We start from the raw sequence: 25,313 nt of genomic DNA, 5'->3' as shown, positions 1-25,313 counted from the left end.
CCTGCATCACAGTCACCCCGCTTTTAGACTATTATACATTATTTCAATTTTATTTTAAAGAATAACTATTGTTTGTTGAAAGTAAAAAACTGACTATTCGTCAGTTTCTTCAGTCACTGCTTCAATAGTCAGATCTGCTTCTTCATCTTCTAAAAGGTCTTCTTCCTCATCAATCGAAGCAAATTCTTCTGCGGCAGCAGGTATGTCCGTTTCCGCTTCTTTATTTTTTAATAAATAAATCAGATACCCAAATGCACCAAACCCGAATCCATAGAAAATATAAGCCGAGCTATTATCTACAAAGTATTGAATAACATCCCCAATACTGCTGCTGATCGTTAATTGTCCTGCCTTTACAAGAGCATTTACATATTCATACGATTTGTAAATACTAAAGATACTGTAAATAAATGTAAGAATGGCTAAAACATAAAATAAAATCGTTAATTTCGGAAAGCGTTTGTTTTGTTTTTCCATATTTTCATTCCTTTCAGATACTGTTCAAGTATATCTGAAAAATATGGTAAGATTGTGTGAAGGAAAACAGAGATTATCTTAAAGCAAAAGTGTGTGTCCGGCGTTCATTTCATACACCTCATCGGCGATATTCATTGTCGAATTACGGTGTGAAACTAAAACGATGGTTTTTCCTTCACTCTCTTCTTTCAAAGATTTCAAGATGACTGCCTCATTTAAACTATCCAAATTGCTAGTAGGCTCATCCAGTAAAATAATGTCAGCCTGATGAAGAAAGGCTCTGGCAATGCCGATCCGCTGTTTTTGCCCTTCCGATAATTGATTTCCTAATTCCCCCGCTTTCGTCATATAACCTTCCGGCAAAGATTCAATGAATTCATCGATCGAGGCCTTTTTTGCCGCCAGTTTGATTTCTTCTAGCGTTGCATCAGGATTAGCTAAGGCAATATTATTAGCTAATGTATCATTGAATAGATAAGTTTCCTGAATGACATAGGCTTCTATATCACGTAAATCATGCGTATTGATATGATTTAAAGAACGTCCGTTTAAAACAATCTGACCGCTATGCGGCTCAAAGAAACGCATCATCAGTTTAAGCAAAGTGGATTTTCCGCTGCCGCTTTTACCATGAATCCCAATAATTTTGTTTTTAGGCAAAATGAGGTCCGCATCTTCGATAATCATTTCATTATCATAACCAAAAGAGACATGTTCAATCTTCATTTCTCCGTATTGAATCGGCTTCTCTCCCGTAATTTCTTTTATTCTCGGTTCTTCTTCAAGCAATTCCAGCAAACGATTACCGCTTGCTAAAGTATGATGCAGATTATTTGACAGATTGCTTAAAGCGACTACCGGACCAAAGGAAGACATCATGGCAATACTGCACACCACAAGTCCCCCAAAGGAAATAGCATTACCTTGATACAGCAAGATGCCGCTGACCATCATAATCGTTGAAAAAAGCAGCACACAAATGTCACTCGTCGCATAGCTTTTTGCTTCCAGTTTTTTTAAGCATGTCTGATCCTGTTCAATATTTTTCATACCCTTATTCATTTCTGCCAAACGGTACTGTCCGTGATTATACTGAATACTTTCTTTGATTCCCTGTAAGCTGTCTAAAATAAAACCATTCATTTTACCGTAGCGGTCACGATAGTTCTGTCCTGCTTCTCTTCCTTTTTTTCCAAAATGAATAGGCAAGAATACTCCGACTGTTAAATAGGCTGTCGCCGCAGCGATTCCTAAAAGCAAATGATACTGCCCGATAAAGCCAATCATAATGACTGAAACTAAAATAGCAATCATGATCGGAGAAATTGTATGAGCATAGAACACTTCTAATAATTCGATATCACTGGTAATCAATGAAACCAAATCACCACTGTTTCTTCCTTCAAGTTTTGCCGGCGCTAGAGTTCTTAATTTCATGAATACCTGATGTCTGATCAAAGCTAAGAGTTTAAAGGCAATATAATGGTTAGAAGCCTGTTCAATGTAACGCAGAATTCCTCTAAATAAAGCACACAGTCCAATCAGAATTAAAATATGTTCAAAAGATAGAGCAACAGCAAGCCCCATTCCTTTTAGAACTGCCATAGCCGCTAGAACAGTAATAAAGATGGCACACAGATAACCAATAACACCAAACAAAATGGCAATTAACATGATATGTAATAAAGGAAAGACCAAGCCGATTAATTTTTTCATGATCGTTAAAGCACCCCTATTCATGAGTTGTCTCCTTTCCTAAAACATTCAGCAGTTCTTCCTGCTGTTTATATACACGTGCATATTCTCCGTCTAACTGATATAAGCCTGCATGGGTATCTTGTTCGATGATCTCTCCCTCTTTTAGCATGTAGATTTGATCTGCATGAACGGCATTATCTAAACGATGGGAAATCATGATCACTGTTTTATGTTTTCTTAAATTTTCAATCACTTTAATAATGGCGTTTTCACTTTCAATATCAATATTAGATGTCGCTTCATCAAAAATATAAATCGGCGAATCTTTAAGTAAGGCTCTCGCTAAAATCAGTCTTTGTCGCTGTCCGCCGGAAAGATTGCTTCCTTTTTCCAGTATCGGCATGCTTAACCCACCATGCTCTTTTATAAAGCTGTCCAATTTCACTTCATGCAATGCTGCCCACATCTGTTCTTGGGTAATTGCTGTATTCCCCATCTGCAGATTATAAGTGATATCTCCGGCAAATAGATAGCCATCATTATTAACGACAGTAACGTTCGCCATAAGATTTTTTTGATTAATGTTGGATAGCTCCTTTCCATTAAGCTGAATGCTGCCTTGATAGTGCTGATGATGTCCGGCTAAAATATTCGCAATCGTACTTTTTCCACTACCCGAAATCCCGGCAAAGCTGACAAATGAATGAGCAGGAATCTTAAAACTTAAATCTTTCAGCACTTCCTTTTCTTCGTTATAACCAAATGAAACATGCTCTGCTTTAATTTCAATATTCTCCTTAAGACGAAGTTCAAGTTCTCCAATTTTTTCTAATGGATGATCTAAGATCTTAAAAATATTGTCACTGGCACTCATCCCGTTCATTGCAATATGGAAAAATGAGCCAAGCAGACGCAAGGGAATAAAGAATTCAGAGGATAACAAAATGATCAGCAGCATCCCCATTAAAGAAATACGACCGTTGCGGAATTCAAAAACAGCGAGGATAATGCCTAAAGCAGCGCCTCCAAAAGCAATGAAATCCATCACCGAAATTGAATTCAGCTGCATTGTTAAGACTTTCATTGTCACTTTACGGAATGTTTCTGCTTCCTCATCTATCTGTTTTGTTTTTCTCTCATCTGCCTGATAGGCTTTTAATGTTGTTAATCCTCTTAAATTTTCTAAAAAGCTATCGCCTAACTGCATATACGATCCCCAATAGCGTGACAGCAGTTTTTTCGCAAATTTCTGTACAGCTACAATTGATATTGGAATCAGCGGTACACAGATTAGAAGTAAAAGAGCTGTTTTTAAGCTGATAAAAGAAAACAGAATAAATAAAGTAATCGGTGATAGCAGGCTGTAAAAAAGCTGCGGTAAATATTTACTGAAATAGATTTCCAGTTGTTCTACCCCTTCCATACTCATCTGAACGACTTTGCTGGTTGGAAAGAAATCTGTATAGTGCATCCCTAACTCTAAAATTTTATTATAAATTTTTTCACGCAATGTTTTTTTAATCCCTAAAGAAGCACTATGTCCTGCCATTATCGCTTTTTGACTCCAATAAAATCGCAGACTTATCATCACTGCAATAACCATGGCCACAACACTCAGTTTAGCCAATGTTAATTGCTGCTTGTAAGCAGTTGCCAAAGCATAAGCAATCGCTGCATTAAAGACGATATTGGCAAGCAAGCCTAGCCATTGGAAAAACACTGTCTTTTTAATGGGGGATAGATTCCCCTCCAACAATGTCATTAATCGTTTATTAATCATGTTGACCTCCTAATTTCTGATAGTAAAAATGCTTTAAAACAAGTATCGGACGCTTAAACAGCATCCTCGGTCCGCTGTAACGCATAACTTGTCGAATCAATTCTCTTCTTTTGGTATCGTAGCAATGAATCTCACATTGACTGCAAAAGCTCTTTGTCTCCATTTTAGGACAGCGATCAATTTTTCTTATCGCATACTCCAATAAATCTTGATGCTCACTTAGATTTTCATGATGTGCATAATAAAGGTTTATCAAAGTTTTGATCAATTCTTTTTCCTTTTCCCTTTTTGCTTCTATGTTCATGATTCTCCCTCCAGCTGTGGTGTAATTGTTTTGATTCTAAAAAAGAAATAATAATACTTAAAGAAGATTAAAAAAACAATAAATAGTTGTCCGTAGATCACCGGACAGATAAAGATTGCAAGAATCATCATGGATGAAGCCGGCAATAATATTGTTAGTTTTGTTTTTAAAGTCATCGCCTTGGTTGTGACAAATTCATGAATATGATTTTGATAAAGCTTCGTATGAATCAGCCATTGATGAAACTTATCAGATCCCCTTGCAAAGAAAAAAGAAGCCAGCAGTAAAAATGGCGTGGTTGGCAAGACAGGCAAAACAACACCGATACATCCAATCACTAAAAATAAAATACCTAGTCCTAAACACATAATACGTAATATTCTATGATTCATAGTCTCCTCCTAATTGTTATAACCTTCTAACTTTTTGATCAATGTTTTAAGGACTTGCGTCCTTTTGTGTTAGTTGATTCTAACTCTTAGATAAGTATAGCATAGCTTTTGTTTATAAAGCAAGAAAAAAGAGAAACCTTCAAGATTTCTCCTTTATTTATTATAACTCTTCTCCGTTTGTTTCGATCACTTGCTTATACCAGAAGTAAGAATCTTTTTTATAACGGTTCATAGTTGCTCCCTCTTCTTCTTCACGGTCAACATAGATGAAACCATAACGTTTCTGATAGCCATTCAGCCAGCTTAACAAGTCTGTAAATGACCATGTGCAGTAAGAGAGAACTTCACAGCCGTCATCGCAGGCTTTCTTCAACTCTTCGATATGGGCTTTTAAATAAGCGATACGATAATCATCATGGATCTTACCGTCTTCTAATTTATCAAAAGCGCCTAATCCATTTTCAGAAATCACGATTGGTAGATCATAACGGCTGGTAATGGTACGACAGCACATTCTTAATCCCATTGGGTCAATTGTCCAATCCCAGTCTGTTGTTGGCAGATACGGATTTTTAACGTTTTTAAATAATCCCGGAATACCACTTTCCTTGGCTGTTCCTTTTTTACCGGTATTATTCATTTTAGTTGAAAGACCTACTCCATCAATCGGATTATATTCCACTACAGCCGTTTGATAATAGTTAACGCCCATGAAATCAAAATGAGTTGCTGCTTCTTTCAGGATTGCTTCATCCCCATCTTCCATCAAAGGAGCGCAGTTAATGCTCTTTAAGAATGCCATCGCTGCTTTTGGATAACGTCCATATGCATAAATATCCATCCACCAATAGACTTGAAGATCATCATAATCTGCTTTTGCCATAGCATTTTCCGGACGGCAGTCTAAAGCATAGCTAGGTCCAAACGCATAGCTTGCACCGATCATCCCGTGATGTCCCATTTCATGGAACTTCAATACTGTTTTAGCGTGTGCCATATTGGCATGGTGATTCACTTGGAAGAACATTTTCATATCCTGTGTTTTCCCTGGCGGGTGCATTGCAGTCAGCCATCCTAAACTGGTAAAAACATTTTGTTCATTCATCGTGATCCAGTATTTTACACGATCGCCAAATCTTTCAAACAAAGTGACTGCATAGTTAACATAGTCATCAACAATCTGACGATTTTCCCAGCCATCGTATTCATCTACCAATGCCTGTGGTAAATCCCAGTGATAAATCGTCACCATTGGTTCAATACCATACTTGATACATTCATCGATCAAATCACTGTAGAATTTGATACCGGCTTCGTTCACTTCACCTTTTCCATTAGGATAAATACGTGGCCAAGCAATAGAGAAACGATAGGCCTTCAATCCCATTTCCGCCATTAATTTTACATCTTCTTTATAGCGATGGTAATGATCAACGGCGACATCTCCGGTTGTCGCTTTAAATGTTTTTCCCGGAATGCGGACAAATTTATCCCAGTTTGAAATTCCTTTGCCATCTTCATTCCATGCGCCTTCTACCTGATAAGCGGCAGATGCACTTCCCCATAAGAAATCTTTAGGGAATCCTTTGCTTTTACTAAAATACATAGTTTACCTCCTTTTTTATCACCAAAGAATATCAATCAAGATATTCTTTAATAAACGCATCTAAAACGGCTAAATAATCATTTCCATCTGTATTATCTAATTGAAACAAACTTTCTTCATCTTTTAATACAAACAGTTCTTTTTTGCATCGAGCTGCATTGTAAAGCGGAAAAACTTGTTTTAATGGAACAAAACAATCTTTTTTGGTATGTATAAACATCGTTGGAATCTGATTGTGTTTGACTAATTCCACGCTGTCTAGCTGATTGATGTCAATCCCATATTTTCTTTTAATGATATAGCGCATCAGTATCACAAACGGGAAATGAAAAATATAGTAGTCTCGCTGCATACGATAGCTTAAAATATCTTTTACATTGGCATATGCCCCATCAGAAATGATCGCTTTGATCTGTTCAAATTCCTGTAGCTTGCCAGAAGCATTGAGAATGATGTTAGCCCCCATTTCCTTGCCAAACAATAATATATTACCATCAAAATGCTGGTCTAAATAGCGCAGCCAGTCGATCAAATCATCTTGATCTTTTCCACCCAGACGATAAATCTCACCGTCACTTCCGCCATGACCGTATACATCCACCAGTAAAAAATTACAGTTTAGTTTAGTCTTAAAGAAACCAACATAGCTGACCATGTCCATAGCATCTAATCCATAAGGATGCAGCATCAGCATGGTATTAGGAGCCTGCAAATCAAAATAGTAGCCGTTTAGGGTTTCTCCATCACGGTTTTTAATCTGTATCAGATTTGCTTCATCAAGACCTGTGAAATGTTTATTCGGACGATCCTGTCGTTTCATCAGCACATCACTCATCGCTTTAGAAGCATGATAGATGGCATAGCCGGAAGCTAAAGCCAAGGCTCCTAACGATGTCGCAATTGCCGCTTTTTTATTAACCGCCATAAATATCCTCCTTAAAGTTTTCCATCAGCAATCGATTGATGTTCATGATCTGTTCAAGTGAACCCAAACGATATTCCGGTTTATTCATAAGATCCGCATAATATTTCAAGGCACTGATTAGTTCTTCACGAACATCGGCATACAGACATTCCGGCACTTCTTCTAAAGGGAAGCAGCGGAAAATGAAAGAGTTATGATCTTTTTTAAACAAACAAATCAAAATCTCATAGCCGCCCGTTTTCAGCATATAATTTCCTAATGCAATCTGCATATCATGATTATCGATGGTCAAAATATCATTTACAATATGTTCAAAAATAATTTCTCTTGTTTCTTCCTGCAGCTTCTTATCTTCTTTATAAAAGCTATATAAATAAGAATAGGCTAGATTGCCACCCTCAGCATCCTCTTTAATCAGCTTAAAGCGAACACTCAAGGTGCTAAACAAAGCGTCAATAATATATTTATTGCATTCAATATCATCTAAAACACTAATCATGCAAAACGTAAAGCGATCATATTCAAACAAACGAACGGTCAATTCTTCAATTTCATCTCTTGCCTTTAAAAAGATCATTTCAATATGAGGCAGACATAATTCAAATATCTTTCTGAAATAATAAAGATGAAGATAATATTCCTGATCCATATAGTTCACATTGATGCCCGACCAAAAATGTTCGTACAATATTTCATCACAGATCATATTGACAGATTGAATAAGCTGCTTGTATTCATAATCTTGAATCAGTCTTTCTAAATAAGGTAGATAAATCTCATAGAATAAATCAATGGTCTTTTGAGATGTTCCCTGATGATATTCCAAATAGTTCAAGATATTGACAATATCCTGATTCGTAATATCTAATGAACGATCGTTTTGCGCAATATAACCCTTAATTTTATCACAATCTAATTTTGTTTCCTGACCGATATAGCGTTCTAAAACTTCCAATGCTTCTATCGTTAAAGCAATTTGTTCATACTCATGCAAATTCTCCGCAAAATTGACAGATATTTGTTCTCCCAATTTAATTTCAAAGAAGATATTGATCTGCTGAAGCTGAGCATCTCGCATATAATAATGAAACTTATATATATTTTTCGTTTTCTGATAACTGCTGTGATATTTATATTTTGATTGATAGGTTGATTTATGTGTTTCTATATAATCACGGATCAGTTTTCTATTCATCGGCTATCCCCTCTTTTTATATGATGACCTAAATTCAATCAGGCTTATTCCGCAAAAAATCTTACCGTATTTTCTAATACCACCGAAATTTCACGGTAAACTTCATAATTATGACTGCCGTCTAAAATCTCTACAAACTGAATATCTTCACGCTGATACTGATTCAAATATGCTTTTGAGCTTTCAAACGGTACAGCTTCGTCTTTGTTTCCATGAATGATCATTAAAGGATTTTGATAATCTTCCAAATGTAAAAGCAGATCAAGATTCATAATTTCATCCACAAACTTCGAAGATAAACGCAATCCCTTGCAGTCATAAACATCTTCTTCAATTTCAGTTACTTCTCCGGACTGCTTCATATAACCTATTAAAGCCGGCATACAAAAAGCAGGCGCCCATAAGCAGCATTTTTTAATTAGGTCAGGGAATAAAGCGGCAATGTTTCCGGCGATGGCTCCGCCCATACTGTGTCCTAGCAAATAAATTTCACTGACATCTTCTAATTTCTTTACTTCTTCTAAAATATGAATGACCTGCTTGCATTCTGCCATATAGGTCATTTCTTCAAAATCAAGATCGCTTTCACCACTTCCTAAAAAATCAAAGCGAATGCTGCCGATCCCTTGTTTTTCCAATAAACGTGCTAAACGCACAAAAGCAAAACGAGGTCCGTTGCGGTTTGCTGTAAAGCCATGCAGCATCACAACTAAAGGATATTTTTTCTGACTCGGACGATTCAGCATCCCTCGAAGAACCCCTTCTTCTGTTTGTACTTCGCAATAAACTTCCATGACTATTCCCCCCTTAATTCTTCGGCATGAATGGTTAAAAAGCGCGGATAAAAATCTTCTTTAATATAGTTAAGCAAAAGATCACGTATGCATTCTGTCGAATAATCGCCGCCGATCATGACAGAGGTATCCATGATATCTTTTGTCAATAGTTTAAGTTCTAATGGAGATAATGATTTGCCGTCAACACGCATCGTATCACTCACGATCTTCAAGCATCTTTCAAAATCTTCTTCACTTGGTATAGCTGTTACATGTTCCATTTTTTTGCCCCCTTCTTAGCTTCTATTATAAACAATCCCTACTTTAATTAAAATGAATTTAATAATTCTTTTGTTACTACACTGGCAATCAGCAGACCTGCACTGCTGGGTACAAACGGTGAGCTTCCCGGCGTGACCTTGCCGTTTTCACTGACTTCCTTGATTAAGGGAGTGATTGGCGGTTCATCCGAATAGACGACCTGACAATGAGTAACTCCTCTTTTTTTAAGTTCACGACGCATGACTCTAGCCAAAGGATCGATACTGGTCTCATAAATATCACAAACCGTTAAATACTGCGGGTCGGTTTTATTTCCTGTTCCCATGGAAGAAATAATCGGTATGCCTTTTTCCTGACAGGTCATAATCAAAGCAAGCTTTGCTGAAACCGTATCAATCGCATCGACCACATAGTCCGCTTTTTCATAAATGGCCTCAAGCGCCTTATCTTTTAAATAAAATTCTTTATAGATATCTACTTTAATTTGCGGATTAATTGAAAGAATACGCTCTTTCATAACCTCTACTTTGGCTTTTCCGATTGTGTCATGTGTCGCAATGATCTGACGGTTCAAATTAGATAAAGAGACTTCATCGTGGTCAACCAAAATTAAATGACCTACGCCTATTCTTGCCAAGCCCTCACAGACAAAGCCACCTACTCCGCCAACACCAAAAATACAAACGGTTTTCTTTTGCAAGTGCTGATCGTAATCCTCGCCATAAAGCATGGCACTTCTTATATTCTGATTATTCATTTTTTAACTCCATTTAAATTCTATTTCAGCTTTTTATAAACATTATTGAAGCCAAAGGATATAAAAGATCATTCTTGTATAAAATTCTCTTAAATCTCCTGCTGCTTCGCTAATGCATTTTCTAAATCCTTAAAATACTGTTCCTGTATCTTTTTCAGATTCATTCCTAAATAAGAAATGAGTTCCATTATTTTATTTTTAAATGTAATCTGTTCTAAAAATATCATTTTTGTTTCATTTTCATTGACCTTGATCAGTTTCCCGCTCCACTTCCCCTGAAAGTTTTTATTAGACATAGTAAAAGCGTAAAACTGACAAAATATTTTATCGGTGATCTCAAACTCTGTAGAAAACCCCTCTTTAGTATGTTCAATAAAATGTGTCTCATCAATGATCTCAATATGAGAGAGATCACTGCGCCACGAACTGTCAAGATTGTTCGTTATTGTATTCCATATCATTTCAACATTATATGGGAGAGTTACTTTCATTTCTGATTGTCTCATCATTATCCCTCTTTTCTTTTCTATTATACCAAAATTATCCTTTATAAAAAACAAAAATAAGCACTTTCATGCTTATTCGTAATCGGCAATATAGCCTCTCATGTCTAATTCTAGCTTTCTCACTTCCCAGCCTTGAATCAAAGCACCTAATCGTTCTTTGATGCGGACTACGCCCATCTTATCTTCCGCACGAATGACTGCCATGATTGTCGGTCCGGCACCACTCAAATAAGAACCTAAAACATCCGGATCATTTTTTAATTCTGCCATGATATCAAAATAATTTTCAATCAGATGTCCTCGATAAGGCTGATGTAAATGATCTTTAAATCCGGTTTTAAGTCCGTCATCAAAGCCATTGATTAATGATGCAACTAGTAAGGCTAAGTGAGATACATTTTTAATAGCGTCTTTACGAGAGATTTCCGTTGGAAGAATACTTCTTGATTTTTCTGTGGACAAAGTAAACGGCGGAATCAAAGCAACAAAACGATAGTCATGCTTAATAGGAATACTCAGTGTCACTACATCCTCTTCCTCCATGACCGAAACCGTCATTCCGCCATAAATGGCAGGTGCAACGTTATCAGGATGTCCTTCGATCATCGTCGCTAAATTAAGGATTTCTTTTCTTTCTTCGCAGCGATCCATAAACGCATAAGCCCCGACGATTCCCGCTACGATACAGGTAGAACTGCTCCCTAATCCTCTTGTATAAGGGACATCGCCCTGACAATCAATGCGAACCCCTTGATAATCTAAGCCGCAGCGTTTTGCCGCCATTCTAAATGCCTGATAAGTCATATTATCTTCATTGCAGAACTGTTCAGGACAGCCGGTAATTTCAATGCCTTTTTCAATCAATTCAAAAACAAACTCATTATAAATCGTTAACGCTAATCCGGAAACATCAAATCCCGGTCCTAAATTGGCGCTGGTTGCCGGCACTTTTACTCTTACTTTCATATTAGCCTCCTATTTCTGCATGATCTTTTCTTTAACAAAATCAACAATACTTTCTTTTTTAATCACTTCTTTAAAACGTATATCTCGCTGATCCAAATCTATTAACGGTGCAGGAATCTCAATTTGAGTGAGATCATGTAGCTTTTTAATGGCATCATATTCATCTGCCTCATTTTGACTTACTGCTTTATACACAGCCTCAGGGAATTTATATGGTGAAGCGGTTGCCAGCAAAATGACAGGAAGCGAATCTGCGGATTCTTGACGATAGTTCTTGATCACATGATAGCCTGTCGCTGTATGGGTATCCAATAAATATCCGGTCTGCTCATACATATCATTAATTGCTTGCAGCACTTCTGTTTCACTGGCAAATCCGGCAGCAAAATGTTCTTTCGTTTGATCGAAAATAGCTGCATCTACTTCATAAATGCCATTTTCTTTTAAATTTGTCATATAACGATTAACCATGTCCCCGTTTTGATCACTTAAAAACCAAACTAAGCGTTCCAGATTGCTGGAAATCAAGATATCCATTGCCGGTGCGTTCGTCTTATAAAACTCACGGTTTGCATCATAACGACCAGATGTAAAGAAGTCTGTCAGAATATTATTTTTATTGGAAGAACAAATAAATTTATGAACCGGAAGTCCCATTTTCTTTGCGATAAAACCAGCTAAAGCATTTCCGAAATTCCCGCTTGGAATACAAAAATCAACCTCATCATGCAATTTAATCTCTTGTTTTTTCACTAAGCTTAGATACGTATAGAAATAATACACAATCTGCGGCAGCAATCTGCCGATATTAATTGAATTGGCTGAGGATAAGAATATCTGATGAGCCTGACTCACTTCTTTTACAGAAGCATCATTGAATGCCTGTTTTACTGCGGTTTGAGCATCATCAAAGTTGCCATCAATACCAATGACCTCTACATTTTTTCCTTCCTGGGTGATCATCTGCTGTTTTTGAATAGCGGATACACCGTCACTTGGGTAAAATACTTTAATACTTGTCCCCTGCACATCTTTAAACCCCTCTAAAGCGGCTTTACCGGTATCTCCGGAAGTTGCAGCTAAGATCATCACATCACGCTTTTCCTTCTTTACTTTCAAAGAAAGAGTCATCAAATGTGGCAGCAATGTCAAAGCCATATCTTTAAACGCTGCAGTCGGACCTTGAAATAATTCCGCTATATAAAGATCACCGGCTTTTTTAACCGGTACTACTTCCTTAGGAAACAAGCTTCCACCATATGCGGCTTGACATGCTTCTTCTATTAAGACATGTCCATCCTTTGGTACAAAACATTTTAAAACAGTTGAAGCTAACTCAGGATAATCTAACGCCATCAGTTCTTTCAAAGAAAGCTGCGGTAAATCAAAATTAGGTACCAGCAATCCGCCGTCATTTGCGATTCCCTGTAATATTGCCGTATAAAAATCGATCGGTTCTTGTTTATTTCTCGTACTTACATAAGTTAATGCCTTGCTCATTGTATCCCCCACTCTCATATTTATAAATCATTCTAATTTAATCCTATAGTAAAGTCAAATAGAACTTAAAAAAACAAGAGATTATTTTTCATATAATAGAAACTCTTAAAAACAAATTTATGATTAATAAAAAAGAAGACTTACTTTCTAAGAAATAAAGACCAAAACATACATGAAAACACTCTCATTGTCTGTTTTTTCGTACAACCCAGATATTTATGAAAACAAAAAGATTTTTTGTCTAAAATTAGGATAAAATAAAGTTGACAGTTATTTGGTTTAGTGGTATTATTTGAACAATTATAGAGGGAAAGGAGTCAATCATATGTATAAAATGATGACCATGTGCATTTCAAACTAAAAATTTGTTAATCACCATGGCAAAATGATGTACATTTTTGACACTTACTTCTAAAAGGAGATGCTTCATTTGCTGAAGCATTTTTTTATTATCTAAGGAGGGAAATAGATGATCATAGGCGTGATTGGTCTGGGAACTGTAGGATACGGTGTCGTAGACATTCTATGTATGGAAAAAGAACGTCTTTCCAACTATCTAAATCAAGAGGTAGTCGTAAAGTACGGATGTGCAATGGAAGAAAGAGATTTACCGGAGGGAGTTTTATTTACTCGTGATTACAAGGATGTCTTAAATGATCCGGAAGTGGATGTTGTCGTAGAATTGATCGGCGGAACCACAATCGCTAAAGCTATTATTATGGAAGCAATCGAAAAAGGAAAACATGTTGTAACGGCAAATAAAGCGTTGATTGCTCATGATGGCAAAGAAATTTTATTAGCTGCCAATAAAAACAATGTTCATGTCTTTTATGAAGCCGCAGTGGGCGGAGGAATTCCGGTGGTAACACCGCAGTACGAATCCTTAGTAGCCAACAACATTCAGGAAATTACTGGTATTTTAAATGGAACAACGAACTTTATCTTATCCTTAATGGAGACAGATAACTTAGATTTTGAAGAAGCACTAACAATTGCCGATGGCTTAGGGTACTTAGAAGCTGATCCAAGTTTAGACATCGATGGGATTGATGCCGCACACAAGATCGCCATTTTAGCGAACAACGCATTTGATGGGTTCGTTGACTTTGAACGTTTAAAACCTCAGGGAATCCGCAATGTCACCAAACTGGATATGGATTACGCAAAAAAAATGGGATACCGCATCAAGCTGATTGCCCGCGCTAAAAAAGAAAATGATAAATATTTTGTTGATGTTTCCCCTACTTTAGTTAGTAAAAATGATATGGTCGCGAATGTCATGGGAGCATACAATGTAGTAGAATTCAATTGTGACTATGTAGAGAATGTATTATTTTACGGAAAAGGTGCCGGGCGTTATGTCACTGCATCTGCTGTCGTTGGCGATATCATCAAAGTAAGTCAATCTTATAATTGGCAATATAGCAATAAAACTATTGAAAACATTTACCCTATCACAAAAAGCAAATATTATCTTCGTTTAGACCATGCCGTCGATATCGACTATGAATATTATTACAGTGAAAAAAATGTACATATTTACATCACTAAAGAAATCGAAATCGAACAATTGCAAGCACTGCTTAAAAATGAAAAATATTCATCATTTAAAGTGAGGGGTTAAAAATGAATATCATTGTCCAAAAGTATGGAGGTACATCAACACGTTCGTTTGAATCACGTGAACGTATGTACAAGAATATTATCCGTGATGTAAAAGCCGGTCATAAAGTCGTTGCAGTCGTATCTGCAATGGGACGATTTGATGATCCCTATGCAACCGATACACTGCTTTCCATCGTCAATAAAGAACATTTAGATAGTGAAGAACTCGATCGCTTAACCAGTTTAGGTGAAACCATTGCGACTTTAGTTATTAAAGCCGAACTTGAAAAAAATGGCATTACCACAGCTACTATCAGCAATCAGGAACTCGGAATCCTGACAGATCGTGATTATCAAAATGCCAGCATTATTGAAGTAGATGGAGAAATGATCTTAGAAAAACTAAAAGAAGTGGATGTTGTGATTTGTCCTGGCTTCCAAGGGAGAAATGAAGAAGGTAAAATTACGACACTCGGTCGCGGCGGAAGTGATTTATCAGCGGTGGCTGTCGGAATCGCAGTCGAAGCCAGTGAAGTTGAGATCTATTCTGATGTCAACGGTATCTATACTGCTGATCCACGTATCGTTCCCGATGCCTTAAAACTTAATTATATCAGTTATGCAGAAATGTTAGAATTAGCCTGCAACGGTGCAAAGGTGCTGAATCATCGCTGCGTTCAGTTAGCCGCCAGCCACAACATTCGAATCCATGCCCGTTCATCATTTGAACAATATAAAGGAACTTATGTGATAGGAGATGAAGAAATCATGAAGAAAAGCCTTAATAAACTTACTATTTCCGGGATTACCGGTTCTCAAAATGAAGCTCGTGTCACTTTAGTCGGCGTTGACGGAACAAACAATTCATCAGCTAAGTTCTTTCAAAGGATAGCAGAAGAAGGAGTTAACGTAAATGTATTTAATCAGGCATTAGTCGGCGGCGGAAAAATGGATATCTCTCTTATTATCAGAGATGAAGACTTACCAAAGGTGATTGATATCTGCAATGAACTCAAACAGCCGTTAAAAGCACAGCGCACTATTGTTCGCGGCAACATCGGAAAGGTATCTGTCATTGGGATTGGCATCAAAAATAATCAGGGAATGTTCCATAAAGTTTACAATACTTTGATTAAAAATGATATACCAGTAGAAATGACATCTTGCTCAGAAATCAATATCTCATGCTTTATTGATCGTGATGATGTGAATCGTGCGCAAGTTGTACTGCATGAAGCTTTTTTAGGAAATGAAAACTAAGGGGGAAATATAAAATGAAGAAATATAAAGTTGCGATTGTGGGAGCGACAGGAGCTGTCGGTCGTGAAATGTTAAGATGTGTCATCCAATATAACTTTCCATTTGAAAGTATTAAGCTTTTAGCCTCTGCCCGTTCTGCCGGCAAAACCATCGAACAAGATGGTCTGAGCTTCGTTGTAGAAGAATTAACCGAAAACAGTTTTGAAGGCATTGAAGTAGCTTTTTGGTCAGCAGGTGGAAGCATTTCCGAAAAGTTTGTGCCTTATGCAGTAAAAGCTGGGTGTGTCAATATCGATAACACCAGCCATTTCAGGATGGATCCAAATGTTCCATTAGTTGTTCCTGAATGTAACAGCGAAGATTTAAAATGGCATAAAGGGATTATTGCCAATCCAAATTGTTCCACTATTCAAATGGTCAGCGCCTTAAAACGTTTAGATGAGGAATTTGATATTGAAAGAATTATTGTTTCTACTTATCAGGCAGTTTCAGGTGCCGGGGTTGCCGGAATGCGTGAATTAAACAGTCAAACAAAAGCAATTATCGATAACGAACCGGTTGTTGCTGATACATTGCCATGTGCCAGTGATAAAAAACATTACCAGATCGCTTATAATTGTATTCCGCAAATCGATAAATTCGATTTAGACAACGCTTTTTCTAAAGAAGAGATGAAAATGGTCAATGAAACAAAGAAAATTTACCATAAAGATATTAAAGTCAATGCTACTTGTGTGCGTGTTCCGGTACTGCGCGGTCATAGCGAGAGCGTTTATATCGAAACTAAAAAACCAATCGATATTGAAAAAGCGTTTGACTTGCTTGCTCATTCTACCGGTGTTGAATTAGTAGATGACATTGCTAATCAAATTTACCCAATGGCGATTGATCATATCGGTTCTGAAAAAGTATATGTCGGACGTGTCAGAAAAGATTTAGACAATGACCACGCATTAAGCATGTGGGTAGTTGCTGATCAGCTAATGAAAGGTGCTGCTTACAACTCTGTAGATATCGGTCTTAAAATGATCGAAATGGGTCTTCTGTAATTCCAATAAAGGCGAGCCTCACAGTTTGATTATCCAGACTATGATGGCTCTTTCTCATATCAAAATACTTATGTATAAATAAAATAGGAATATCTGCAGATATTCCTACTTAAGTAATTCTTTAATAACCCAATATCCTTTCAAGGTTTCTTCATTTCCATTCAAATAGCGGACCAACGTATAGCAATTCCCGCATTGATGGCATTTAAAAAAGAAGGCTTTTATTCCTGATTTAATATCCTCCTGATGGCCATGTTCTTGTTTAATTTTATAGCCGCATTGACACTTTAACTTCATCCTTATCACCTAAATATAGCTTACCATAGAATAAAAGTCGAAAAAGGAAAGTTGCTAAAGTTATAATGAATTTATTTTGCTCTCACCAAAATACACTTTTTCAAATCCTCAAGCTGACACAAATCCTCGATGCTCAGCATTAGCCATCTTTGTCCCATCATTTCTCCTGTTTCAGTGTATACCCTTTGAAAAGAATAGGATAAGTTAGGAAGCAATTTTTCAAACGCTTCCTTTTCTTTTTTTCCAATCACAATCAGTACATCGAAATACCCCCTCTGCGGATAAAGAGTGCAGATATTTTTAGATGACTTCTTAAATTTCAGATTCCACCCCATTGCCATTGAACAACGACTGTAATGAAATTGTGGGAAGCAATGATACACTTCTTCAAAATGATCACAAAGCTCTTTGAACAACGGATTTTTAATATATGCAGCAACCTCTTCTAATACCGGTTTATAAGTCGCATCCCGCTTATCCCAATGATACACCATGATCCTCTTTTACTTTTGCCCACAGTTCAATAAAGCAGTTCTTTGTATAAGGATGAAAATATTTCTGAATCAAAATCGGATCCGTTTCTATTTCTTTTTCTTTTAACCAGGTGTCATAAAGATATTGGCTGGCTTTATATAAATAAACATTAACCAATTGTTCAAAGTCTTCCGCTTCATAGCTGCATACAATATATTCCCCTCTCGGAATAATTTGCCTGTCTCCTGTAAGCTGATCATTAGCTTCAAATCCGACAAAATAATCAAAATATTCCGGATCGGGTGTTAAAGTTAAAACATCAATCCCCACTGATGGCGGATTTTTTTCATCGTTGAATTCCCATAGTTCAACTAGTGAATTGATCTTAGGTTTTCCCAATTCTTTAATTGGCGCTTTTTTCCTTTTGCCGATAAGCTCAATACCTTGTGTAACTTTATCTTTACGAATCGTTAATACCATGTCCTCCACAATCAAAGGAACATTTTCTTCAATCATTGTATAATTCAAGATTAAATCCGGCTTTAAGAAATGATCTAGCTGTACACTGCTTTTACGATATTCATTCGGGGTCACTTTGTAAGTTGCCTTAAAAGCATTTGTAAAATGACTATGATCTAAAAAGCCATGATCCAATGCTATTTTTAAAATAGTATCCTGACTGTTCTTTAACTGATCCGCAGCTTTTGCCAATCGTCTTAGCTTTAGATACTCCCCTACTCGCTTATGAACCAAACGATAAAATAATCGCTGATAATAATAAGGGGATAAATTTGCAATTTTAGCTAAATCCTCCACACTCAATGCTTGATCATCATGATTTTCAATATACTCAATACTCTGTTGAATGGCTTCCCATGCATACATATTTTTATCTCCTGCCTTTCTACATGTATTCTAGCATATTGTATTTTATCTGCCTTGCATCTCAGTGCCTTTTGATTGGAAGCCAGATTTCGATTTGACTTTCTTTATTCTCATCTAGCTTTTCCCCATAACAAATAAAATCAAACTGCAGTTCATCATTTAATTCGTAATCCGTATTTAAAAGCCATTCTCTATAGATTGCCTCAATTAACGGCTGAACACTCTCTTCGTTTTTTCCTCTCAAATAAAAAACGGCATAATCGCTTGTCGGCAAAGTCTTACTTACCATACCTCGAGGAATAGAACTAAAATCTGCCACTTCTGCCATTGCATAATAGTCAAAGGATAAATGATCTGCTTCCATTTTATAATGACTGTAATCATTGATTCCAATTAAAAAATCAAGATTTGTGCGGTTACCCATCAAATGTTTATGACGATGCAGTTTGCGCCAAGTCCTCCCTATCATAAAAAAGCCCAGCGATGTGCTGCATGTATACCCGATACATTTAAATCCTCTGTTTTTAACTATTTGAATATGAGCGATACGATGCAGCTCATTCTCTTGATCTGCTTTTTCTATATCATAAGGAAGAATCAGCGGATAGAATTTTTGCTGCTGCCGATAAACATCCGGTGTTTTCTTATAGCTTTTCTTAAATGCCGTATGAAAAGCCTGCTGAGAAGAATAACCGGCTGTTAAGGCAATTTGAGCAATCTCTTTTTTATTATGTACCAATTCATAAGCAGCATTGCTTAATCTTCTTTTTTGAATATAAAGATGAAGCGGCATTTCCAACAGTTCTGACAACATGCGATGTAAATGGTATTTTGAATACCCGACAATCTGCGCTAAAATATCCAAGCTTAAATTTTCATCTAAATGATCTTCAATGTATTGAAAAATGATTTCAGCTTTTTCTTTATTCGTTTTCATTCTCTCACCTCAATGTCATTATAATGAAACTAAAAGCCGTTTGCTTCACATTTCTTGCTTTAATGATAATGAGCTAAAGATTCCTTTAAACGCTGGATCACTTTTGTTTTAAGACTGGATGGTTCTAAAATAGTAATCCGGCTGCCCAGCATCATAATCCATCCGATCAACCCATCACTCAATGTCACTTCTTTTACTTCTCCCACATATTTGCCAGATACATCCGATTTCACAATCAGCTGATCACTAAACTGATCGACAACGCTTCGAAAAATCTCCTTATCAAATAAAAACTTTAAATCAATCACTTCATTAGAGAAAAACATATTAATCGCCTGACGTTCTAATTGCTTCATATCCCACATCTCACGGATATCCACAAATTTCATTTTAGTTGTTCGCACCAAGTCCATTCGGTCAATACGATAGATCGATAATTGTTCTTGGCGGATATCATTATAGGCTAATAGATAATAGTGTCCCGAATGCATCATCACCTCATAAGGAGAAACAAAATAAGTATGTCCGCTCACATCTTTTTCATAGTTCCCATTTTCACTTTTAACGGCAAGTACTTTTCCGTTTTGATCGATCGTATAACGAACATATTCAAAAATGATTGTCTTTTGTTCATTAATCGCCTGCAAAATAACATTCATTTTAATAAACAAAGGTTTATTTTGTGAATTCATTTTCTCAATGTGCAAACGATCGATTTGCGATTTAGGTGACAGGGCTGTGATCTCTTTAAACAGTGCCTCCCCTTCCTCTTTAGATAATGCTCCGCTTGAATAAATGGCATCATAGATAAAACGCAGCTGAGCATCAGGTAAAATTCCCTTTTCAATAAAATATCCGCGCTTTCTTTTCACCTGAATATAAGAAGAAATACTAAATATTTCTTCCATGAATCCATTGATCTTATTTATATCGGCATAAATCGTTTTAATATCACAATGAATATCATACTCCACAGACAGCATCTCTTGAATCCGACTTGCCATCGTATAGGTTTCATTTGATTTTAAAAGTATTTTCAGCACATACCAAACCCGACGATCCATTCATTTTACCTCCCATTATGCATAGCGCTGCTGGTAACGAACGAATTCACTTGGTTTCCATAACTGCTGCCAAGTGTTCCTGCGTTTATAGCGAAGAAGATCTTCTTGATAATCCATAAGAATCCCTCTAAATTCATTTTCATCGACCAGACTTAAAGCTTGTTTATATTGTCCTTCAATTAAATAAATTTCGCAAGTAAAATATCGATTTGCTTCATTATTTTGATCAATATGAGACTGACACACTTCCACAATTTCCTCTAATGGGTACTGCTCAAAAGGAATCAGATGACGAATGACACAGTATTCATCCGATGTAAAATAATGATCGATATGTCTTATTATCACATTCAGCAGATTCTTTTTATACTGATTGAAAGGAGTATAATGCATTCCAAACAAAAGATCCATATAAATGACAAATTTCTCAAGTTCAATATAATGATCTGCCTGATCTGCACAGCACTTTAACTTTTTAAAGAAAAATTCGCAAGCCTGAACATCATCCTGAATATTGAGCTGCAATTGTTCCATAGATTCGGACACATAAAATAAGGTCTTAATCCTATCATTTTGACAGGTTGCAATAAATGTATTTAAAAATGCATATAACTGGTGAAAATCGACCATTCTGCTTGTTTTATAATCTAATCTTTTCATAAGTATCGCTCCTTTTCTTTACACCTCTATTATATAAGAGATGAAGAAATAACAAGACATTCCATACACGTTAAACTCCAAATAAACGGTTTTGAAATAATTGTCATATTTATTGAATTCTACAATATAGTTTATAGAGGTGAAAAAAAATGTGTGGAATTGTTGGAATATCTAGTTTTACAAAAGATTTGCAGCTGAATACAGAGACAATTAAAAAAATGTGTCAAGTATTAAGCCATCGCGGACCCGATGATGCAGGGATCGAAATCTATGAAAATGCATTGCTCGGTCACCGTCGTCTTTCTATTATTGATTTACACAGTGGACATCAGCCACTAAAATATACGTATCATGATCAGGAATATTGTATTGTCTATAACGGTGAACTTTATAATATGAAGGAATTAAAGGAAGATCTGATTGATAAAGGATATCAGTTTGCCACTTCCAGTGATACCGAAGTCGCTTTGGTCTCTTATATTGAATATGGTCCTGAATGCGTCAAACGCTTTGAAGGAATTTTCAGCTTTGTAATCTACAGTGATGATCAGTTATTTGGCTGCCGTGATCAATTAGGAGTTAAACCGCTTTATTTTAGTTATGATGAAGATGAGTTGGTCTTTGCATCAGAAATAAAAGCGATACTGATCTATAAAAACAAGGCGGTTGTAGATCGTACCGGTGTCTTAGAGCTGCTTGGGCTAGGACCATCACTTAGTCCCGGTAAAACCGTTTATAAAGGCATTGAGTCTTTGCGCCCGGGACATTATTTTATCTATAAAAACAATCATTTGATGATTAAACGCTATTTTAAGCTAAAATCAACGAAACATACAGATGATTATGATACCACGAGACAAAAAGTCAGAAAATTATTGATTCATTCCATCACTCAACAATTATTAAGTGATGTCGAGATTTCTTCGATGCTTTCCGGCGGTGTCGATTCCAGTATTATCAGTGCTATTGCCGCAAGTTATCTTCCTAGTCTTGCCACGTATTCAATTACGTATGAAGATCAAAGCAAATATTTTAAAGCTTATGACTATCAGACCAGTCAGGATGATGATTTTATCAAATTAGTCAGTGATCGTTATCATACTGTTCATTTCAATGTAATTTTAACGCAAAAAGAATTAGTTAAACATTTGGAAACCTCATTAATTGCCCGTGACATGCCGGGAATGGCAGACATTGACAGCAGTTTCTTCTGTTTCTCTCGTCATATCGGCTCTAACCACAAAGTTGTCTTATCAGGAGAATGTGCAGATGAAATATTCGGCGGCTATCCTTGGTTCTATAAAGAAGAATTATACAATAAGGAAAACTTTCCTTGGCTATTAGATCAAGACAAACGTATCGAGCTGTTCCATGAAGATATCAAGAAGCTGCCATTTAAAGAATATATCCAACAGGCTTATGACAATACAGTCGGTGAAATTGACGAGATCAATGAAGAGGAGGAAGATAAACGCAAGCGACGCATGATTTATTTATGTGTGGAATGGTTTATGCAAACCCTACTAACCCGCAGTGATTCTCAAACGATGCAGGCTTCCATTGAATGCCGTGTTCCTTTTGCCAATGCGAAACTGATCGAATATGTTTACAATGTGCCATGGAATTATCTTTATGAAGAAGGCAAAGAAAAAGCCTTGCTCCGTGACGCCTTTAAAAATGAACTGCCTAAAGAAATCTTGGAACGAAAGAAAAATCCATATCCTAAAACACATTCTCCAGTCTATACAGAACTTGTCTGTCAGCTTTTAAAAGAAAGTCTGGAAGATCAAGGCAGCATTCTTTATAAACTGTTTGATAAAGAAAAATTAAATGATCTGATTGAAACAAAAGGGGCTTCATTTTCTTATCCATGGTTTGGTCAATTAATGATGGGACCTCAGCTGATTGCCTATCTTTATCAGATTCATTTATGGGGAAAAATCTATCATATCGAATTAGAGTTATAAATGAATTCAGATGGCTTAAAAACTAAGTCATCTTTTTATTACATTTATATCTTTACAGTGTAAAGATAGTATGTTAAAATCTAAGCAGTGATAAGATTGGAGGAAAGCTATGGAAAACAAACCCTATCATCATGGCGATTTGCGCCGTTTGCTGATTGAAACAGGACTGGAATTTATCAGCAAGGAAGGTGAAGATAAATTATCTTTGCGAAAAGTAGCGGCACTTTGCCACGTCAGCAACGCTGCTCCCTATGCTCATTTCAGCAGTAAAGATGAATTTATCGGAGCTATCCAAAAGCATATTATGGATACTTTTACGCAGGCATTGGAAAAAACCGCACAGCAATATCAGGATACCTCTGAATTATTGCCAAAGCTGGGAAAAACATATGTTTTATTTTTTTACCATCACCCACTGTATTATGATTTCTTATTTTCCAGAAAAAACATGAAAATATCTCTATCCTTAGAAACCATCAATAAAAATGAGATACCGCCGCTGGAAATACTGAAAAAAGCAGCTGTCCAATCCTTTAAAAAGACAGGAATGTCAAATGAGACAATTCAGGACAGTGTGATTGCCATGTGGGCATTCGTGCATGGACTCTCTGCAATCATGACAATGCCAAATGTTGAATTTGACTATGATCTGGAATCAAAGATTGAAGATATCATTAAAGCCAGTGCTTTTTCCCCCATCTTCTTAAAGGAGGACCAATCATGAAAGTCATTATACATGATCTTAAAAATGAGCAGTTTCAAACCCTTTTTCCCAATTTGAATAAAGATATTCACATTATCTTTGATAACGGAAAAATCAAACCCTGCATCGGCTGCTTTGGCTGCTGGATTAAGACTCCCGGTACATGCATTATAAAAGACGGCTATGAGCATACAGGGGCTGTTTTATCTCAGGCAGATAAAGTAATCATTATCAGTCAATGCGTTTACGGCGGATACAGTCCTTTTATAAAAAATATCGTTGACCGCAGTATTTCTTATGTACTCCCCTTCTTCAATACAATAGATGGGGAAACACATCATCAGCCCCGTTATCAAAATAAATATCAGCTTTCTGTTTATTTCTATGGTAAATCCATAAGCTCACAAGAAAAATCAGTAGCACAAAGCTTGGTGAAATCCAACAGCATTAATTTTAATAGTACTCAATATAAAGTTTCATTTTTTGATTCAATACATCTGCTGGCAAAAGAGGTGATCTTATAATGAAAATCAGCATCATTAACGGCAGTCCTAAAATAAGTAAAAGCACTTCTGCACTCTTGATTGATTATTTAACACCTCAGCTCAATGGAAATGACATTCATATCTACCGCATTCACAAAGAACTATTAAGTGATTGCCAGCTTGCTGATATTGCGGACAGTGATGCCCTTATCTTTGCCTTTCCTTTATATGTAGACAGTATTCCCTCTCACCTTTTAAGAATGCTCATCGAATTAGCAAAGCAAGATTTTACAAAGAGAAAACCAATGGTTTACTGCATCATAAACAACGGCTTTTATGAAGGAAAGCAAAATCACTTAGCCATCGAACAAATAAAAATCTGGTGCCAGCAGACTCATTTGACTTGGGGACAGGCGATAGGTACCGGTGCTGGTGAAATGCTTCCGTATATATCTTCTGTCCCTTTAGGACATGGACCTAATAAGAATCTCGGACACGCCCTTTCCATACTATCCCAAAATATTAAATCCGCCCAAAGCGGACAAGATCTTTTTATCTCCCCTAATTATCCAAGATTCCTTTGGAAGATGAATGCCTCTATGTTTGTCTGGTATCCTCGCGCTAAGGCAAACGGATTGAAAAGAAAAGCCTTGTATCAGCAGACAGATAAAATAAATTTTCATCAATAAAATCACAATGAAACAAAATTCAATCATTTTATAATGTAAAAGATAGGTCAACCGATCTATCTTTTTTAGTGACA

General features: G+C 36.5%; 27 protein-coding genes. 7 read left to right on the top strand and 20 right to left on the bottom strand.

All coding sequences use genetic code 11. The features are described 5' to 3' along the window. Positions 1 to 93: 93 nt before the first annotated feature. The 14 genes from ACLRVU_RS01895 to thrC form a co-directional block, all read right to left on the bottom strand. A complete protein-coding gene (locus ACLRVU_RS01895) occupies positions 94 to 477 on the bottom strand; it encodes a hypothetical protein (protein WP_412890458.1) in 384 nt (127 codons plus the stop codon). 78 nt (positions 478 to 555) lie between these two features. After that, the gene (locus ACLRVU_RS01890; protein ID WP_412890457.1) at positions 556 to 2,217 is read right to left on the bottom strand and encodes an amino acid ABC transporter ATP-binding/permease protein; all 1,662 of its coding nucleotides are present in this window, start codon (positions 2,215 to 2,217) and stop codon (positions 556 to 558) included. Next, a complete protein-coding gene (locus tag ACLRVU_RS01885; protein ID WP_412890456.1) occupies positions 2,210 to 3,955 on the bottom strand; it encodes an ABC transporter ATP-binding protein/permease in 1,746 nt (581 codons plus the stop codon). Before ACLRVU_RS01885 ends, ACLRVU_RS01890 begins: the two co-directional genes overlap by 8 nt. Continuing rightward, positions 3,948 to 4,259, bottom strand: a complete 312-nt coding sequence (locus ACLRVU_RS01880; RefSeq protein ID WP_412890455.1) for a nitrous oxide-stimulated promoter family protein — start codon at positions 4,257 to 4,259, stop codon at positions 3,948 to 3,950. The genes ACLRVU_RS01885 and ACLRVU_RS01880 overlap by 8 nt, the downstream gene beginning before the upstream one ends. Further along, positions 4,256 to 4,651, bottom strand: coding sequence for a YbaN family protein (locus ACLRVU_RS01875; RefSeq protein WP_147548586.1), 396 nt, complete (start codon positions 4,649 to 4,651; stop codon positions 4,256 to 4,258). Before ACLRVU_RS01875 ends, ACLRVU_RS01880 begins: the two co-directional genes overlap by 4 nt. A gap of 160 nt (positions 4,652 to 4,811) precedes the next feature. Beyond that, positions 4,812 to 6,257 (bottom strand): glycoside hydrolase family 1 protein, encoded by a 1,446-nt coding sequence (locus tag ACLRVU_RS01870; protein ID WP_412890454.1) that lies wholly within the window; start codon positions 6,255 to 6,257, stop codon positions 4,812 to 4,814. A 31-nt stretch (positions 6,258 to 6,288) separates the two neighbouring features. Further along, complete coding sequence (locus ACLRVU_RS01865; protein ID WP_412890453.1) at positions 6,289 to 7,182, bottom strand: alpha/beta hydrolase; 894 nt, start codon at positions 7,180 to 7,182, stop codon at positions 6,289 to 6,291. Continuing rightward, positions 7,172 to 8,377, bottom strand: coding sequence for a hypothetical protein (locus tag ACLRVU_RS01860; RefSeq protein ID WP_412890452.1), 1,206 nt, complete (start codon positions 8,375 to 8,377; stop codon positions 7,172 to 7,174). The genes ACLRVU_RS01865 and ACLRVU_RS01860 overlap by 11 nt, the downstream gene beginning before the upstream one ends. 44 nt (positions 8,378 to 8,421) lie before the next feature. Beyond that, complete coding sequence (locus tag ACLRVU_RS01855) at positions 8,422 to 9,171, bottom strand: alpha/beta hydrolase family protein (RefSeq protein WP_412890451.1); 750 nt, start codon at positions 9,169 to 9,171, stop codon at positions 8,422 to 8,424. Between the two features lie 2 nt (positions 9,172 to 9,173). After that, entirely contained in the window at positions 9,174 to 9,434 is a 261-nt protein-coding gene (locus tag ACLRVU_RS01850; RefSeq protein WP_147548576.1) for a hypothetical protein, read from the bottom strand. A gap of 47 nt (positions 9,435 to 9,481) precedes the next feature. Next, complete coding sequence (locus ACLRVU_RS01845; protein WP_412890450.1) at positions 9,482 to 10,192, bottom strand: ThiF family adenylyltransferase; 711 nt, start codon at positions 10,190 to 10,192, stop codon at positions 9,482 to 9,484. 89 nt (positions 10,193 to 10,281) lie between these two features. Beyond that, positions 10,282 to 10,698 carry a hypothetical protein gene (locus ACLRVU_RS01840; protein WP_412890449.1) on the bottom strand — a complete coding sequence of 139 codons (417 nt, stop codon included), beginning with the start codon at positions 10,696 to 10,698 and terminating at the stop codon, positions 10,282 to 10,284. A 72-nt stretch (positions 10,699 to 10,770) separates the two neighbouring features. Next, positions 10,771 to 11,664 (bottom strand): homoserine kinase, encoded by an 894-nt coding sequence (thrB, locus tag ACLRVU_RS01835; RefSeq protein ID WP_147548570.1) that lies wholly within the window; start codon positions 11,662 to 11,664, stop codon positions 10,771 to 10,773. Between the two features lie 9 nt (positions 11,665 to 11,673). After that, positions 11,674 to 13,164: a threonine synthase gene (thrC, locus tag ACLRVU_RS01830; RefSeq protein WP_412890448.1), complete on the bottom strand. Its 1,491-nt coding sequence runs from the start codon at positions 13,162 to 13,164 to the stop codon at positions 11,674 to 11,676. A 469-nt stretch (positions 13,165 to 13,633) separates the two neighbouring features. Here thrC and ACLRVU_RS01825 point away from each other — a divergent pair, with 469 nt between their 5' ends. Genes ACLRVU_RS01825 through ACLRVU_RS01815 form a run of 3 tightly spaced genes read left to right on the top strand, consistent with a single transcriptional unit; the run spans position 13,634 to position 17,078 of the window. Further along, positions 13,634 to 14,788 (top strand): homoserine dehydrogenase, encoded by a 1,155-nt coding sequence (locus tag ACLRVU_RS01825; protein WP_147548566.1) that lies wholly within the window; start codon positions 13,634 to 13,636, stop codon positions 14,786 to 14,788. 2 nt (positions 14,789 to 14,790) lie between these two features. Continuing rightward, positions 14,791 to 16,029 (top strand): aspartate kinase, encoded by a 1,239-nt coding sequence (locus ACLRVU_RS01820; protein ID WP_412890447.1) that lies wholly within the window; start codon positions 14,791 to 14,793, stop codon positions 16,027 to 16,029. Between the two features lie 14 nt (positions 16,030 to 16,043). Further along, complete coding sequence (locus tag ACLRVU_RS01815; RefSeq protein ID WP_412890446.1) at positions 16,044 to 17,078, top strand: aspartate-semialdehyde dehydrogenase; 1,035 nt, start codon at positions 16,044 to 16,046, stop codon at positions 17,076 to 17,078. Positions 17,079 to 17,183: 105 nt separating this feature from the next. On the opposite strand, the gene ACLRVU_RS01810 is transcribed toward ACLRVU_RS01815, so the two are convergent. The 6 genes from ACLRVU_RS01810 to ACLRVU_RS01785 form a co-directional block, all read right to left on the bottom strand. Continuing rightward, positions 17,184 to 17,375, bottom strand: a complete 192-nt coding sequence (locus ACLRVU_RS01810) for a hypothetical protein (protein WP_412890445.1) — start codon at positions 17,373 to 17,375, stop codon at positions 17,184 to 17,186. 71 nt (positions 17,376 to 17,446) lie between these two features. After that, complete coding sequence (locus ACLRVU_RS01805) at positions 17,447 to 17,866, bottom strand: DUF3788 domain-containing protein (RefSeq protein ID WP_412890444.1); 420 nt, start codon at positions 17,864 to 17,866, stop codon at positions 17,447 to 17,449. Next, the gene (locus tag ACLRVU_RS01800; RefSeq protein ID WP_412890443.1) at positions 17,850 to 18,734 is read right to left on the bottom strand and encodes a helix-turn-helix domain-containing protein; all 885 of its coding nucleotides are present in this window, start codon (positions 18,732 to 18,734) and stop codon (positions 17,850 to 17,852) included. The genes ACLRVU_RS01805 and ACLRVU_RS01800 overlap by 17 nt, the downstream gene beginning before the upstream one ends. 61 nt (positions 18,735 to 18,795) lie before the next feature. After that, entirely contained in the window at positions 18,796 to 19,671 is an 876-nt protein-coding gene (locus ACLRVU_RS01795; protein ID WP_412890442.1) for a helix-turn-helix domain-containing protein, read from the bottom strand. Between the two features lie 59 nt (positions 19,672 to 19,730). Next, complete coding sequence (locus tag ACLRVU_RS01790) at positions 19,731 to 20,735, bottom strand: helix-turn-helix transcriptional regulator (protein ID WP_412890441.1); 1,005 nt, start codon at positions 20,733 to 20,735, stop codon at positions 19,731 to 19,733. A 15-nt stretch (positions 20,736 to 20,750) separates the two neighbouring features. Further along, a complete protein-coding gene (locus ACLRVU_RS01785; protein WP_412890440.1) occupies positions 20,751 to 21,395 on the bottom strand; it encodes a hypothetical protein in 645 nt (214 codons plus the stop codon). 149 nt (positions 21,396 to 21,544) lie between these two features. Here ACLRVU_RS01785 and asnB point away from each other — a divergent pair, with 149 nt between their 5' ends. The 4 genes from asnB to ACLRVU_RS01765 all read left to right on the top strand — a co-directional run bounded on the left by asnB (position 21,545) and on the right by ACLRVU_RS01765 (position 25,239). Beyond that, on the top strand, positions 21,545 to 23,362 hold the full coding sequence (asnB, locus tag ACLRVU_RS01780; protein WP_412890439.1) for an asparagine synthase (glutamine-hydrolyzing): 1,818 nt from the start codon (positions 21,545 to 21,547) through the stop codon (positions 23,360 to 23,362). A gap of 109 nt (positions 23,363 to 23,471) precedes the next feature. Further along, entirely contained in the window at positions 23,472 to 24,086 is a 615-nt protein-coding gene (locus ACLRVU_RS01775; RefSeq protein ID WP_412890438.1) for a TetR/AcrR family transcriptional regulator, read from the top strand. Next, the gene (locus tag ACLRVU_RS01770) at positions 24,083 to 24,589 is read left to right on the top strand and encodes a flavodoxin family protein (protein WP_412890437.1); all 507 of its coding nucleotides are present in this window, start codon (positions 24,083 to 24,085) and stop codon (positions 24,587 to 24,589) included. The genes ACLRVU_RS01775 and ACLRVU_RS01770 overlap by 4 nt, the downstream gene beginning before the upstream one ends. After that, positions 24,589 to 25,239, top strand: a complete 651-nt coding sequence (locus ACLRVU_RS01765) for a hypothetical protein (RefSeq protein WP_412890436.1) — start codon at positions 24,589 to 24,591, stop codon at positions 25,237 to 25,239. The genes ACLRVU_RS01770 and ACLRVU_RS01765 overlap by 1 nt, the downstream gene beginning before the upstream one ends. Positions 25,240 to 25,313 lie beyond the last annotated feature (74 nt).

It is taken from the genome of Beduini sp., assembly GCF_047239305.1.
In the GTDB taxonomy this organism is placed as follows: Bacteria; Bacillota_I; Bacilli_A; order Erysipelotrichales; family Coprobacillaceae; genus Beduini.
The sequence above is the reverse complement of the archived record's forward strand: the minus strand, read 5'-3'. Positions and strand labels throughout refer to the sequence as shown.

Bases quoted from the DNA above. Each gene is read 5' to 3' on its own strand.
- ACLRVU_RS01895 (WP_412890458.1), bottom strand. From the start codon at position 477: ATGGAAAAACAAAACAAACGCTTTCCGAAATTAACGATTTTATTTTAT.
- ACLRVU_RS01890 (WP_412890457.1), bottom strand. From the start codon at position 2,217: ATGAATAGGGGTGCTTTAACGATCATGAAAAAATTAATCGGCTTGGTC.
- ACLRVU_RS01885 (WP_412890456.1), bottom strand. From the start codon at position 3,955: ATGATTAATAAACGATTAATGACATTGTTGGAGGGGAATCTATCCCCC.
- ACLRVU_RS01880 (WP_412890455.1), bottom strand. From the start codon at position 4,259: ATGAACATAGAAGCAAAAAGGGAAAAGGAAAAAGAATTGATCAAAACT.
- ACLRVU_RS01875 (WP_147548586.1), bottom strand. From the start codon at position 4,651: ATGAATCATAGAATATTACGTATTATGTGTTTAGGACTAGGTATTTTA.
- ACLRVU_RS01870 (WP_412890454.1), bottom strand. From the start codon at position 6,257: ATGTATTTTAGTAAAAGCAAAGGATTCCCTAAAGATTTCTTATGGGGA.
- ACLRVU_RS01865 (WP_412890453.1), bottom strand. From the start codon at position 7,182: ATGGCGGTTAATAAAAAAGCGGCAATTGCGACATCGTTAGGAGCCTTG.
- ACLRVU_RS01860 (WP_412890452.1), bottom strand. From the start codon at position 8,377: ATGAATAGAAAACTGATCCGTGATTATATAGAAACACATAAATCAACC.
- ACLRVU_RS01855 (WP_412890451.1), bottom strand. From the start codon at position 9,171: ATGGAAGTTTATTGCGAAGTACAAACAGAAGAAGGGGTTCTTCGAGGG.
- ACLRVU_RS01850 (WP_147548576.1), bottom strand. From the start codon at position 9,434: ATGGAACATGTAACAGCTATACCAAGTGAAGAAGATTTTGAAAGATGC.
- ACLRVU_RS01845 (WP_412890450.1), bottom strand. From the start codon at position 10,192: ATGAATAATCAGAATATAAGAAGTGCCATGCTTTATGGCGAGGATTAC.
- ACLRVU_RS01840 (WP_412890449.1), bottom strand. From the start codon at position 10,698: ATGAGACAATCAGAAATGAAAGTAACTCTCCCATATAATGTTGAAATG.
- thrB (WP_147548570.1), bottom strand. From the start codon at position 11,664: ATGAAAGTAAGAGTAAAAGTGCCGGCAACCAGCGCCAATTTAGGACCG.
- thrC (WP_412890448.1), bottom strand. From the start codon at position 13,164: ATGAGCAAGGCATTAACTTATGTAAGTACGAGAAATAAACAAGAACCG.
- ACLRVU_RS01825 (WP_147548566.1), top strand. From the start codon at position 13,634: ATGATCATAGGCGTGATTGGTCTGGGAACTGTAGGATACGGTGTCGTA.
- ACLRVU_RS01820 (WP_412890447.1), top strand. From the start codon at position 14,791: ATGAATATCATTGTCCAAAAGTATGGAGGTACATCAACACGTTCGTTT.
- ACLRVU_RS01815 (WP_412890446.1), top strand. From the start codon at position 16,044: ATGAAGAAATATAAAGTTGCGATTGTGGGAGCGACAGGAGCTGTCGGT.
- ACLRVU_RS01810 (WP_412890445.1), bottom strand. From the start codon at position 17,375: ATGAAGTTAAAGTGTCAATGCGGCTATAAAATTAAACAAGAACATGGC.
- ACLRVU_RS01800 (WP_412890443.1), bottom strand. From the start codon at position 18,734: ATGTATGCATGGGAAGCCATTCAACAGAGTATTGAGTATATTGAAAAT.
- ACLRVU_RS01795 (WP_412890442.1), bottom strand. From the start codon at position 19,671: ATGAAAACGAATAAAGAAAAAGCTGAAATCATTTTTCAATACATTGAA.
- ACLRVU_RS01790 (WP_412890441.1), bottom strand. From the start codon at position 20,735: ATGGATCGTCGGGTTTGGTATGTGCTGAAAATACTTTTAAAATCAAAT.
- ACLRVU_RS01785 (WP_412890440.1), bottom strand. From the start codon at position 21,395: ATGAAAAGATTAGATTATAAAACAAGCAGAATGGTCGATTTTCACCAG.
- asnB (WP_412890439.1), top strand. From the start codon at position 21,545: ATGTGTGGAATTGTTGGAATATCTAGTTTTACAAAAGATTTGCAGCTG.
- ACLRVU_RS01775 (WP_412890438.1), top strand. From the start codon at position 23,472: ATGGAAAACAAACCCTATCATCATGGCGATTTGCGCCGTTTGCTGATT.
- ACLRVU_RS01770 (WP_412890437.1), top strand. From the start codon at position 24,083: ATGAAAGTCATTATACATGATCTTAAAAATGAGCAGTTTCAAACCCTT.
- ACLRVU_RS01765 (WP_412890436.1), top strand. From the start codon at position 24,589: ATGAAAATCAGCATCATTAACGGCAGTCCTAAAATAAGTAAAAGCACT.